The organism is Streptomyces sp. NPDC004266, assembly GCF_042874095.1.
In the GTDB taxonomy this organism is placed as follows: domain Bacteria; phylum Actinomycetota; class Actinomycetes; order Streptomycetales; family Streptomycetaceae; genus Streptomyces.
In genome coordinates this window covers 13,777-27,197 of record NZ_JBIAMM010000027.1, presented here as the reverse complement: position 1 = coordinate 27,197, position 13,421 = coordinate 13,777, and the positions used below count along the sequence as shown (strand labels likewise).

5 protein-coding genes and 2 pseudogenes are annotated in these 13,421 nt (G+C 66.6%); 6 read left to right on the top strand and 1 reads right to left on the bottom strand.

Annotated features, from left to right (window positions below; genetic code table 11):
- Positions 1–7: 7 nt before the first annotated feature.
- Positions 8–247, bottom strand: a pseudogene (locus tag ACFYUZ_RS37440) (LysR family transcriptional regulator); the annotation flags it as partial.
- Between the two features lie 899 nt (positions 248–1,146).
- Between ACFYUZ_RS37440 and ACFYUZ_RS37435 the strand changes: the two are divergent.
- The 6 genes and pseudogenes from ACFYUZ_RS37435 (at position 1,147) to ACFYUZ_RS37410 (ending at position 13,390) form a co-directional block, all read left to right on the top strand.
- Positions 1,147–4,683, top strand: coding sequence for a LamG-like jellyroll fold domain-containing protein (locus tag ACFYUZ_RS37435; RefSeq protein WP_389317100.1), 3,537 nt, complete (start codon positions 1,147–1,149; stop codon positions 4,681–4,683).
- Positions 4,684–4,870: 187 nt separating this feature from the next.
- The gene (locus ACFYUZ_RS37430; protein ID WP_389317097.1) at positions 4,871–11,455 is read left to right on the top strand and encodes an RHS repeat-associated core domain-containing protein; all 6,585 of its coding nucleotides are present in this window, start codon (positions 4,871–4,873) and stop codon (positions 11,453–11,455) included.
- Between the two features lie 4 nt (positions 11,456–11,459).
- On the top strand, positions 11,460–11,717 hold the full coding sequence (locus ACFYUZ_RS37425) for a hypothetical protein (protein WP_389317094.1): 258 nt from the start codon (positions 11,460–11,462) through the stop codon (positions 11,715–11,717).
- A 224-nt stretch (positions 11,718–11,941) separates the two neighbouring features.
- Positions 11,942–12,181: pseudogene (locus ACFYUZ_RS37420) on the top strand (transposase family protein); the annotation flags it as partial.
- Between the two features lie 25 nt (positions 12,182–12,206).
- Positions 12,207–13,115 carry a peptidoglycan-binding protein gene (locus ACFYUZ_RS37415; protein ID WP_389317092.1) on the top strand — a complete coding sequence of 303 codons (909 nt, stop codon included), beginning with the start codon at positions 12,207–12,209 and terminating at the stop codon, positions 13,113–13,115.
- Positions 13,013–13,390 (top strand): hypothetical protein, encoded by a 378-nt coding sequence (locus tag ACFYUZ_RS37410; protein WP_389317089.1) that lies wholly within the window; start codon positions 13,013–13,015, stop codon positions 13,388–13,390. Before ACFYUZ_RS37415 ends, ACFYUZ_RS37410 begins: the two co-directional genes overlap by 103 nt.
- The last annotated feature ends 31 nt before the right edge of the window (positions 13,391–13,421 follow it).

Here is a 13,421-nt window from a genome sequence, read left to right as displayed (position 1 = left end):
AAAAGGCTCACTGCTGCCCGGTCCGGTTGATGCGGGGCTGTGGCGAGACGGTCGGTGGTGCGAAGAGGGCCTGGACGGTTTCGGTGGCCGTCTCTCGCAGCCAGGTGTGGGCACGGTCCTCCTCGTAGCGCTGGTGCCACAGCAGGTACAGGGGAACGTCGGGCAGCGGGAGTGGCGGCGGCAGTGTGGCGAGGCCGAGTTGTTCCCGGGCCGTGCGGGTGACCGCGTCGGGGAGGGTGACGACCAGGGAGGGGGGTATGCCAGCGATCGATTCGGTTTGGGGCCGGCGCCAGACCGAGCGTGACACAGGTGAGGGAGTCCGCGATCCCGCAGGAGTGGCCGCCTTTCTTATCGCCGTACCGGCCGCGAACTCATGCTGATCGCCGAGGTCGCGAAGCACGGATTCACCATGATCGCGGTGCAGCTGGGGCGTTGGCGTCCTGGAAGGCACCTGCCATGGGGATGAAGCTCGCGGTGCCCGGGGTCGACGTTTCATCTGCCCGCATGCTTGAGCTGGAGTGGAGCGAGCCGACGCTCGGACGTGGAGCGGTCGCGGGGCGGGGGGCCCGGGCGCGGGGTCGTCACGGAGCGGCGGCGTGCTGCGGTGTCTGCTGTGCGTGGAGACCTGACAGATGGTTCCCCCCGGCGTCCGGAATTTGTGTGGCATACGTCACCCCGAAATAGGACGTGTGTCCGATTTTCTTGTGGTGGTCGGTCGGAGATGTCTGATCTAAGTCGGCGCCTGCTAGGCGTTTGTGCTGGTCAAGTGCGTTGACGGGGTGATGCTCAAGGCGTTGGATCCCCTGGCACAGGAAGATCACAGGAAGTGCTTTTGATCTTCACTTCACATGCATGTAGGTCACATGCCATGCCGGACCGTGCGCGTTGCGCGTCCGGTTGAGTCGCGGGTGGGGAATGAACGTGAGATCGGGGCGTGCTCGGCATGCCCGAAGAAGAGGACGGGTACTCGCTCTGACAGCGGCCTGGACCCTGTTGGCCGGCGCTGCGCCGGCTCTGACTGTCGGTCCTGCACTGGCGGATGACGTTCCGGCGCATGCTCTTACGGAGTCGGAGCAGGCGCTGAGGGAAGCCGCTGCCTCAGGTGGCCGGGTGGAGGTCGTGGGGGAGCGCACGGAGCGGGAGACCGTGTTCGCGAACCCCGACGGTGCGACGTTCACGCTGGAGAAGTCGATCGCCCCGGTCCGCGTCGACACGAAAAGCGGCTGGGCCACGCCCGACGCGACGCTCGTACGCCGCGAAGACGGGTCCATCGGCCCGAAGGCCGCCGTGGTGGACCTGTCGTTCTCCGGCGGAGGTTCGGGTACCGGCCTGGTGACGATCGGCCAGGACGGACAGTCGGTGTCGATGGGCTGGCCGGGCAACCTGCCCGAGCCGCGCCTCGACGGCGAGCGCGCCGTCTATGAGAACGTCCTGCCGGACGTGAACCTGATCCTGACCGCGACGGTCGAGGGCTTTCGCCAGGTTCTGGAAGTCGAGACTCCCGAAGCGGCAGCGCTTCCCGAGCTGAAGGCCATCGAGTACGGACTGAAGGCCGACGGCCTCCGGCTGCGCGAGGGCTCGGTGGGCAGTGTGGAGGCGTTGGACGGCAACGGCCAAGTGGTCTTCCGCTCACCCACCGCGCGCATGTGGAACTCCGCCGGCGACGGCAACGTCGGCGCACCGGCCTCGGGTGTGAGCGCGCAGAGCGCCGGATTCCGCGTGCTCTCCGCCGCATCCGCCTCGGTGGCGGACGCGGTGACGGAGCCGGTGGCGCCTCCTCAGGAGGGTGACCCGCTGGCAGGCCCCGGGGCCGGAGACGAAGCCGCGCTGATGGGTGTCGACCTGGCGCAAGGATCGCTGACGGTGACGCCAGATGCCGATCTGGTCGCCCGTACCCAGGCGGAGGACTTCCCGCTCTACATCGACCCGTCGGTCGAGCTGAACGAAGCCGAGCGGACGGTGCTGTCCTCGGACGGCGACGTCTTCTACAACTTCTCCGGCGGCGACAACGGCATGAGCGTCGGCAAGTGCGGCAGTGCGGTGGTCAACGGTGTGACGTACTACTGCGGCTCCGGCTATGTGAACCGCATGTACTTCGAGTTCCTGCCCACCGTGCTCATGGGAAAGCACGTCCTGGACGCCACCTTCGCGGTGACCGAGACGTGGTCGTTCTCCTGCAGCCCCCGCTGGGTGGACCTGAAGCGCACCGACCCCATCTCCTCCTCCTCCCGATGGCCAGGTCCAACAGCCCGGGACCACATGGGCGACCGCTACGTGTCGGCCGGCCGCGGAACGGCATGCTCCCCGTCCCAGCCTCGCGCTCCCATCGAGTTCCACGACAACCCGGACGAGCCCGACGAGAACCTGACCTCGACGGTCCGGTCGTTCGCCGACGGCAAGCTGAGCCTTCTGACACTGCGGCTGTCTGCACAGGACGAGACGGACACGGAATCCTGGAAGCGTTTCGACGACGACGCCGTGATCCGTGTGACGTACATGAGCAAGCCGGCGACGCCCGGCGAGTACGGATTCCCGTCGGGTTCCGATTCGGCTTCCGCCCAACTCTGCAGCAAGTCCGAATCGGCGCCGACCACGATCTCTGCCACGACCCCGGAGCTGGTGGCGACGCCGCGCGTGATGACGGGCGGCGACCGGGCCGCTCTGCTGAGGGTGTACTACGACGTCGATGGCAAGGGCACGGATGGCACGTGGTTCGACGCACCGGAGCCGACGACCGGCTCCGTGGCCCCGAACACAGGCCGCGTGACCTACGACATCAATAAGAGGGACTGGATCAACCAGAAAACATTGTGGAACGTGCCCCTCAAGGAGGGGACCCTCTACCGCTACCACGCCTTCACGCAGTCATTCCCCGACACCTCCTACACCGGAGCACTCAGCAGCGGTCCCACCCCCTGGTGCTACTTCAAGGTGGACCCCACCGCGCCCAAGCCGCCGATCGTCACGTTCGGGACCCCCTACTCCGAGTGCGTTACTAGTGGGTCTTGTGTGCCTGCCGGCGAGGCAGAGAAGGCAGGCACCGTCACCTTCAGCCCGGCCTCCGGTGACGTGAACACCGACTATCAGTACCGGTTGTCCACGGATAAGGTCTGGAGCGCATGGAAGCCCGCCGTTTCCGGCTCCTACACCGCCACCATCGTCCCTCCAGTAGACGGCATCCTGCTTCTGAACGTTGCAGCCAGGGACGCCAAGGGGCGCGTGGGTGAGAGAGCTGTCAAGTTCTTGGTGGCTCAGGGAAGCGGCCCTAGCGGCCGCTGGAGCTTCAATGAACCGTCCGGTGTAGCGTACGACAGCTCGACAGCGGATCCCATGTCGCAGAACAACCTGACGCTCACCACCGCAGGCGCGACACGAACCGACCACGGCCGGCGCGGCGAGCTCGCGGCGTCCGACGGTACGAAGGCTCAGGACAAGACCCTGTCTCTGTCGAGCACGAGCCAGGGATCCGCATCCACCGTCAAGCAGGTGATCGAGACACTCTCGGCCTATACCGTCACGGCCTGGGCCCGGCTCGATGCTGCCAGCTCCCTCAACGCCACCGTCCTCGGACAGAACGGCAACCGGCACAGCGCCTTCTACATGGGCTACTGCGCGAACGTGAAGACCTGGTGCGTCCGGCTGCCCGAGGCGGACTCCGACGCGGCCTCCCTCTCGACCCAGCGAATCAACGCAACGAAGACGCCGCAGCTCGGCACCTGGACCCACCTTGCCCTCGTGGTGGATCCGAGCCCGACGAAGAAGATCTCCTTCTACGTCAATGGCGTTTCGCAGGGCAGCACGCCGTTTACCACCGGTGCCTGGACATCCACAGGCGGCCTGCAGGTGGGACGGGCCAAGTACGCCGGCGCCTACGGCGACTACTTCCCCGGCGAGATCGACGAAGTGGCCGTCTGGCAGCGAGCACTGGTGGACGGAGACGTAAAGAAGGAAGCCGGGGCCAAGGCCGCGGACGGCAGCGGATACGTCGAGCTCGTCGCCCAATACACGCCGGAGGGTGCGTCCAGTTCCGCACTGCAAGACACCAGCGGTTACGGCAACACACTGAGCCTGTCCGGTGGTGCCACGCTGGGAAGCGAGGGCATCAGCCTCGACGGCGTGGACGGCTCCGGCTCAACGGCCCGGCCGCTCGTGGACGATACCGGTTCCTTCACAGTGTCCACCGCAGTGAACGTGACCACGGCAAAGCTGAAGACGATGCCTGACGGATCACGGATGCAGGTCCTGGGACAGCAAACGGGCACAGGCTCCTCGTGGGGCATCTGGTTCGAAAAGACCGGCATGCAGGAACAGATTATTGAATCGCCCAACCCGGATGACCTGCCCACCACGGAGCTGGTTCCGGTGGGACGCTGGTTCTTCGGTCGCTGGTCTTCGGACGGCTCGGGCTCGGTCCAGAGCGACGAACTCCTCACACCCAACGGCGAGATCCGGCTGACAGGCGTCCACGACGCCACGACGGGGACAGTCAGCCTCTACACCAGCACTACACGGCAGGGCGATCCGAAGGCTTACCAGGCCACGCTGGGGTCAGGCTTCAGCATCGGAAAAGAGTGGACCGGGACCACCTGGGGGAGCTACCTGCCCGGCACGATCAGCGACATCCGCCTGTGGGCGGGAGCACTGAGCGACGAAAACCAGGTGCTTGCCGTCGTCGGACCCTGAGCCGGCATAAGCCCGCTCATTCCCACCTGGGGTAACGGGACAGGGGCACACGATCACGCCCCGCCCCGTTACCCCAGCTTGCCCGCGCGCCCATCCAGGGCCGCTACTTCCCTCATCTCGATCGAAGATCAGAAGGAGTCCTTTCGTCGTGTCCAGACGTACACGTCTGCGCAGACGCCAAGGTGCCGTGACCGGCATACTGGCGCTGGCGTTGACCATACCCACACCCCTGGTGCCCCTGGCCCAGGCCGCAGAGCTTCCAGGCCGACCGGAGGTCCCCGCCTCCGCACCGGTGAAGGTGCACGCCGTCACCGAACCGGGCGCAAAGAAGGAGCGTGCAAAGGTCGCACAGGATCGGGCGGCCAACCGCCGCCTGTCGGAACTGGCCGACCAGGAGCGCGCCCGGAACGCCTGGCCGAAGGCACAGATACTGACCGGCCGGCTGACCTCGACCCCTGCCACCGACGGCAACGCGCTGGTGCGCCTGCGCGGTGTGGAGAGGACGGGCGAGGCCCGGTTCGTCCGGCACCCGGCGTCCGGCACTTCGACAGTGAAGGTGCTGGATCAGAAAGCAGCTCGGGCGGCCGGTGTGACCGGTGTGCTGTTCACCGTGGCGGCCCAGGGCACAGGGGCTGCAAAGGTCGAGGTCGACTACAGCTCCTTCGGTTCCGCGATCGGTGGCGCATGGGCCACTCGATTGGGTCTCGTGTCGCTGCCGGCGTGTGCGCTGACCACTCCGCAGAAGGCCGAGTGCCGCAAGACGAGCCCCGTCGCCTCGGAGAACAAGGCCGAGGACCAGACCGTCACCGCGAACCTGGCGCAAGTCAACGCCGCACCGCAGGTGCTGGCCCTCACGGCCACGACGACGGGCGGTTCGGACAAGGGCGCGGGCGACTACACGGCGACCCCGCTGGCAAGCTCCGCTTCCTGGGAGGCCGGCGGCTCCTCGGGCTCGTTCACGTGGTCCTACCCGATCTCAGTACCCCCGGCGGCAGCCGGACCCGCCCCGTCTCTGGGACTCTCCTATGACTCGGGCAGCGTCGATGGCCGCACGGCGAACACCAACAACCAGGGCTCCCTGGTCGGTGAGGGCTTCGACCTGACCTCGTCGTACATCGAGCGCAAGTACGGCTCGTGCGACGACGACGGTCAGACCGGCAAGCACGACCTGTGCTGGAAGTACGAGAACGCCTCTCTCGTCCTGAACGGCAAGGCCACCGAACTCGTCAAGGACGACACCAGCAACCACTGGCGGCTGAAGAACGACGACGCCTCCATTGTCACTCACGCGATCGGCGCCGACAACGACGACAAGGGTGACGACGCCATCGACGGCGCCGGCGAGTACTGGAAGGTCGTCACCGGCAACGGCACCACCTACACCTTCGGCCTGAACAAGCTCGACGGCGCCGGCACCGAGCGCACCAACTCGGTGTGGACCGTCCCAGTCTTCGGCGACGACAGCGGCGAACCCGGCTACTCCTCCGGCACCTCCTTCTCCGGCCGTGCCAAGCAGCAGGCATGGCGCTGGAACCTCGACCTGGTCGAGGACATCCATGGCAACGCCTCCACCTACTGGTACTCGGCGGATCCGAACTACTACGCAAAGGATGGCGACAAGACCGCCCTTGCCGCCTACACCCGTGGCGGCTACCTGAACGAGATCCGCTACGGCCAGCGCTCCGACACCCTGTTCACCGGCACCGCCTCGGGCAAGGTGACCTTCGACTACAAGGAGCGCTGCAAGGACATCGGCGGGGGCTGCGGCGCCCTGACCGAGGACACGGCCAAGAACTGGCCGGACGTGCCCTTCGACTCGATCTGCACCTCGAGCGAGACGGACTGCAAGGCCAGCGGCCCGGCGTTCTTCACCCGGAAGATCCTCACCGGCATCAACACCCACGTCTGGTCCACGGCCGCCGAGCCCGACGACTACCAGCCGGTCGACACCTACACCCTGACCCAGGACATCTTCGACGGCCAGGACATCGGCAACAGCTCCGACCAGGTCTGGACCCTGACCGGGCTGAAGCGGACCGGCAAGAACGGCACCGCCCTCGGTCTGCCGACCATCGGCTTCACCTACCAACAGCGCGCCAACCGCGTGGAACAGGCCCCCACGGAGGAGCCGGACAACGTCGTGCCGCTGACCCGCCCTCGGATCTCCACCATCGTCTCCGAAACCGGCGCGATCACCAGCGTGGACCTCTCCGAGCCGGACTGCCTCCGCGGCTCACGGATGCCCACGGCCGAAGACAACAACAACCTGTCCTGCTACCCCGTGTACTGGCCGATCAACGGCGGCGCCCCCCAGCTGGACTGGTTCAACAAGTACCGAGTGACCGCGGTCAACACGTCCGACACCGGCGGTGGCAGCCTCACCGTCCAAAACACCTACAGCTATGAAGGACCCGCCTGGCACTACAACGACGACCCCTTCACCAAGGAAAGCGAACGCACCTGGTCCTCCTGGCGCGGCTACCAGAAGGTGACCGCACAGACCGGAGCGATCGGCAACACCCGCTCCAAGACCGTCAGCCTCTACATGCAGGGCATGAACGGCGACCGACGCCTGGCCAAGGACGCCAACGAAAACCCGCTGACCAAGAGCGTCACCGTCCCCGGCATCGACATCGACAACATCGCCGGCAGCACCGGCGACGAAGTGACGGTCGGCGACGCCACCGACAGCGACCAGTACGCCGGCCAGCTGCGCCAGCAGATCACCTACAACGGCACCCTCGCGGTCGGCAACCAGGTCAACGACCTCTGGTACAAGCAGACCGCCAGCCAGCAGAAGTCCTACGCCCACATCACCGCCGGCTACGTCCGCACCGCACGGACCTACTCCAACACCTACCTGACCGCCGCGAAAAAGTGGCGCACCACAGCCGTCAGCACCACCTACGACGGCTACGGCATGACCATCAAGTCGGACAACCACAGCGACTGGTCGACCACCGGCGACGAGACCTGCACCCGCACCTGGTACGCACGCAACGACACCAAGGGCCTGACCAGCCTGGTCTCCCGCACCCGCACCGTCGGCCAGGCCTGCTCGGTCACCGACGACCTGCTGAAGATGCCCACCAGCATCACCCAGAAGTTCACGAGCACCGAGGCTCCGGACCAGCGCGGTGACATCCTGTCCGACACCGCAGTGGTCTACGACGCCCCCGCTGCCACCGGCTGGACCGCCGACCAGACGCTCACCCTCGGCCTGCCCACCTGGACCGGCCGAGCCAAGGGCTACCCGGCCGCTGTCGCCGGCAGCACCGCCGACCGGCACCCCACCGGCTGGCAGACGCTGACCAAGGTCACCTACGACACAGCGACCGCGAAGCTCGGCCGTCCGCTCACCGTGACCGACGCCGCCGGCAAGGTCACCACCACGGCGTACGTCCCGGCCACCACGGGCCCCCTCACGGCCACGATCCTCACCAAGCCAACCCTCGCCAACGGCCAGGCCCACAGGTCCTACACCTACTACGACCCCGCGCGCGGCTCGGTGACCCAGACCCTGGACGCCAACCTCAAGCGGACCGAAAGCACCTACGACGCCCTCGGCCGCATCACCGCGACCTGGGCACCCAACCGCTCCAAGTCCGGCGGCGACACGCCCACCGCCACCTTCGGCTACGGCATCAACCAGACCAAGGACCCTTCCTGGACCTCGGTCTCCACCCTCAAGGCCGACGGCCAGTCCTACACCACTAGCTACAGCCTGTTCGACTCCCTGCTCCGCCCCCTCCAGACCCAGACCCCGGCCCCCAACGGCGGCCGCATCCTGACCGACACCCGCTACAACGACCGCGGCCTGGCCTACGAGACCTACGCCGGCGTCTTCGACTCCACCACCGCGCCCGACAGCACGTACCACCGTGCCGAGTACGGCGGCGCACCCCAGCAGTACAACGTGGAGTTCGACGGCCTCGGCCGCCAGGTGAAGTCCACGCTCCTGGTCAAGGGCGTGCCCAAGTTCGCGCCGGTCCTCACCACCTACACCGGTGACTCGGTAGCCACCACCGCCCAGCAGGGCGGCACCGCCACCCGCACCATCACCGACGTCCTGGGCCGCACCACCGAGACCCGCACCTACGCCGGCACCCAGCCCGACGACACCGCCTACGGCGCGACCCTCGGAGCCTCCTACACCTCCGTCAAGTACGGCTACCTCCGCGACGGCAAGCAGAAGCAGATCACCGGTCCCGACAACGTCAAGTGGTCGTACACCTACGACCTCTACGGCCGGCAGGACACCGCCAGCGACCCCGACAAGGGAACGGCCAGCACGTCCTACACCGATCTCGACCAGATCCAGACGACCAAGGATGCGGAACAGCGGGTCCTCGTCTACGGCTACGACGAGCTCGGCCGCAAGACCGGCCTGTGGCAGAACAGCGCCACCGACGCCAACCGTCTGGCGGAGTGGACCTACGACTCGCTCCTCAAGGGCCTGCCCGACGCCTCCATCCGCTACACCGGCGGCAAGGGCCAGACCGGCAGCAAGACCTACACCAAGAAGGTCACCGCTTATGACTCCATGAGCCGGCCGACCACCACCACCCTGACCCTCCCGGCCGACGACGCCCTGGTCACCTCAGGAGCCGTCACCGCCACCACCACGGCCAAGGTCAACTACCGACTCGACGGCACGGTCGGCAGCACCACCGAACCGGCCGGCGGCGGCCTCACCGGCGAGATCGTCAGCACCGACTACAACCCCTACGGCCTCCAGATCGGCCTCTCCGGCGCCTCCGGCTACCTCCTGGGCGCCTCCTACACCGATCTGGGCCAGGTGCAGCAGCTCACCCTGGGCCCCTCCACCGCCGTCGGCACCAAGAAGGTCTTCCTCACCAACTTCTACGAGGAAGGCACCGGCCGCCTCACCGACGCCGACGTCGACGACCAGACCCGCGGACCCGTACGCGACACCGCCTACACCTACGACCCCGCCGGCAACGTCACCTCCATCTTCGACCACGCCAACACCGGCAACGGCGCCGACTTCCAGTGCTTCACCTACGACGGCCAGCGCCGCATGACCGAAGCCTGGACGCCCAAAACCGCCGACTGCGCCACCTCCGGCCGCACGGTGGCCAACCTCGGCGGAGCCGCTCCCTACTGGACCTCCTACACCTACAACGCCGCAGGCCAGCGGGGCACGGAGAAGCAGAACACCGCCACCCCCGTCACCCGCACCTACTGCTACAACGCAGCCCCCCGCACGCACGCGCTGAAGGCCACCACGACCGACGGCAACTGTACGGACGAGGCTGCCCGCTACACCTACGACGCGACGGGCAACACCATCGCCCGTGTCGAGACGGCTGGGAGCGCCACCACCCAGTCTCTGAGCTGGTCCGCCGAGGGCAAGCTCACCAAGCTCACCGAAGGCACCGCCACCACGGACTACCTCTACGACGCCGACGGCCAACTCCTCATCCGCCGCGCCTCCGGCACCACGGGTGAAACTGTCCTCTACCTCGGCGCCACCGAAGTCCACCTCAAGGGCACCCAGAAGTGGGCCAACCGCTACTACACCGCGGCCGGCACCACCATCGCCCTGCGCACTAACGAAACCGGCACCGAGAAGCTCCACTTCCTCGCCGCCGACCACCACGGCACCGGCAACCTTTCCGTCACGGGAGACACGACCCAGGCCCTGACCAAGCGCTACACCACCCCCTTCGGCGCCGCCCGCGGCACCACCAGCGGCACGTGGCCCGACGACAAGACCTTCCTCGGCAAGCCCGCCGACACGGGGACCAACCTCACCCATGTCGGAGCCCGCGAGTACGACCCCACTCTCGGCCAGTTCATCAGCGTCGACCCTGTCCTCTTTGTGGACCAGCACCAGTCGCTGAACGGCTATGCGTACGCCAACAACGCCCCTGTGACGTCCAGCGACTCCACTGGTCTGTGGATCGATGACGGAACTGGCCACAACGAGCCGGGCGGCGGACCCGGCGGGGGGCAAAGCACCACACCCGGTGTCCCAGCGGGCGGAACAGGACCTGGCGGCTGCTACTACCACTGCGGCGGAAACGGCGGCGGTGGTGGAAATGGCGGTGCCAGCGGGGGTGGTGGCAATGACGGTGCCAGTAGCGGTGGCGGCGATTTCAATTCCACTTGCGACAGCTCGTGCCAGGAACAGATTTCTGCACTCAACGCGACTGGTTCGAATGCAGGCCAGTGCGGAGCTACGTTCGGGGGTAGTAATTGTCCGGGGTTCAAGGGTGCCCCTGAGGCCCATGGACCTCTGGCCAACGTTGACTGGTGGGAGGGTTTTCGGGCTCTGCTGCGCAAAATTCTCGGAGGCGGGGAACCGGAGCCACAGTACCCCTGCACGCCAGGCATTGCGTGTAAAAATAAGACGCTCAACGAGGTTCCTATTCTGCCCTTTGGGACGAACCCAGGGCGTATGCGTCCTGGGCCCGGTGGGGTTGCAGGACTCCCCGCAGCGGGTTCGATATCGCCAAAGGCAATCAGGTACTCGCAGGACAGCATCAAGGGTACATTTAAGGATGGGCAGGGTTTCAAGCAGGCGATAGACGACCTGGTGGAGGGTCGGACGGCAGCCAACGACTTCCCGGCTATTCGAATATTCGAGAAAGAAGGGAAAATCTATACTCTAGATAATCGAAGGCTCTATGTGTTCAAGGAGGCAAATGTGCCCATTAATTTCAGGCGGGCGACGCCTCAGGAGATAGCGAACGAGAGCTGGAAAATGACGACACAGAATGACGGAACTTCGATCAGGATTAGGTGACAAAATGGATGAGATTTCGCAAATTGCCGAGTGTATTGAGACGCGACAGGATCTCGCTGAATTCTTGAGAGTTGCGGTCGATGACCTCAAGGCTAATCCTGAGGCGTGGGAGAATTCTTCACTTGAAGAATTCCTGTCGGCGTGGTCTGCGTGGGTGGTGGATTGCCCGGGATGGTTTGCGGCGCGCGGTGAAGTCGTCCCGGATGTTCCGAATTGGCAGATGATCGGACGGATGGTCCTAGCTGCTAGGGTCTACGAGTAAAGCGGGGCTCCCAGGTAGGCGCCGTTGAGTTCTTTCCTGTGCGATGGCCGACCGAGCCGTTTCCAACCTGACGGCGTTGGTTGCGTGTTGGACGGATCTGCGGAGCGATGAAGCTCCTGGTAGACGGGTTCACGACCAAGATCCACCGTCCGCCAGGAGCTTCGTGTGCTTGTCTACCCTTCCTCAAGCTCTCGGCTTCGCTCGAGCAGGGGAGACCCCATTCGATCGACCTGTCCAGCTGCACCCTGCGGCGCCTGACCGGGCGACTCGCTGCCCGGCGAGGGGAGATCGGGACCTGGTGGCGGCGTCTGACCGCCGGCCGTCAGGCTCTCCTCGCTCTGGCCCCTCTGCGATGCGGCGACACCTACGCCCAGCTCGCTGCCGGGTTCGGTATCGGCATCGCGACCGTGTACCGGTACATACGCGAGGCCGTCGACGTACTGGCCGCGCCCGACCTCACCCTCATCTTCTCCAGGGCAGATCTGAGCCGTGCCCTGCGTCGGCAACACATCTGGGCCGGTTACCTCCCGTCGGGGGAGAGGCAACGAATCGCGGGCTCGTGGTCACTGCCGTCAGCACCGCCTGCCGCGTCATCGCGGGCGACACCCTTCTCGTCGACCCTCACCAGACCGCTGCGTTCCTGAGGGCCTGCTACATACTCGAACTCGCGGAGCTGGAGCTCTGGCTTCACGCCACCGCCCGGGCACACGACTACGGGATGCGCTGGGTCAGGGCCTCGCGGCCGTGCTTCTGGCCAGCGGCGCGCTCGGCGCGGTGAACGCCACCGGCGACGAAGCCAACGCCTCGGCGCAGCCCGGCCCCCGCGCCGGCTCCCACGCCACCTCCCTGAAGACGGCGTGGCCGACGCTGAAGAGCGGCTCCCGGAGCACCGACGTCCTGACCGCCCAGCACCTCCTGGCCGTCCGCGGCCACCGTCTCACCGCCGACGGCGCCTTCGGCCCCAAGACCGCCAAGGCGGTGAGGGACTTCCAGAGGAAGAACCGCCTCCCCGTCGACGGAGCCATCGGCTCCAGGACCTGGGCCAAGCTGACCAACCTGACCCTCGCCTCTGGAGCCCGGGGCCAAGCGGTCAAGGCCGCCCAGGTCCAGCTCGGAGTGAACCCCGACGGTGTCTTCGGCAAGAAGACGACGGCCGCGGTCAGTAACTTCCAGAAGAAGAACCGCCTCACCGTCGACGGCATCGTCAGGCCCGCCACCTGGCACCGCCTCGTCGTCGGCACCCACACCCTCCCCGTCCCCAACTCCCCCCCCGCGATGTCCGCCTCGACCACAAGATGGCGCTCCGCCAGCTCGCCGCCGCCGGCATCAAGCCCCCTGTCGGCCGCATCTCTCTCCACGGCGTCCGCGCCCGCACCATCCAGGGCGTCATCGCCCTGAAGAAGGCCAGCCGCTGCACCATCGTCATCACCGGCGGCACCGAGTCGGGCCACAGCACCAAGGGCCCCTACTCCCACGCAGGCGGCTACAAGCTCGACCTGCGCACCCGTGACGAGGGCCGCTGCGTCACCAACTGGAGCAAGAACACCCAGCGCAAGGGCAAGCCCCGCGGCAACGACCCCCGCTGGCACGGCACCCTCAACGGCATCTCCACCGAATACGTCTACGAGACCCCCCGCAAGGGCGGCGTCCACTGGGACATCACCTTCAAGTAACCCACCCCGCGGCACCCCCCCCGCGCCCGCT

What these genes read in the sequence shown, in the direction of transcription:
- ACFYUZ_RS37425 (WP_389317094.1), top strand. Translation starts at nt 11,460, where the DNA reads ATGGATGAGATTTCGCAAATTGCCGAGTGTATTGAGACGCGACAGGAT.
- ACFYUZ_RS37410 (WP_389317089.1), top strand. Translation starts at nt 13,013, where the DNA reads ATGGCGCTCCGCCAGCTCGCCGCCGCCGGCATCAAGCCCCCTGTCGGC.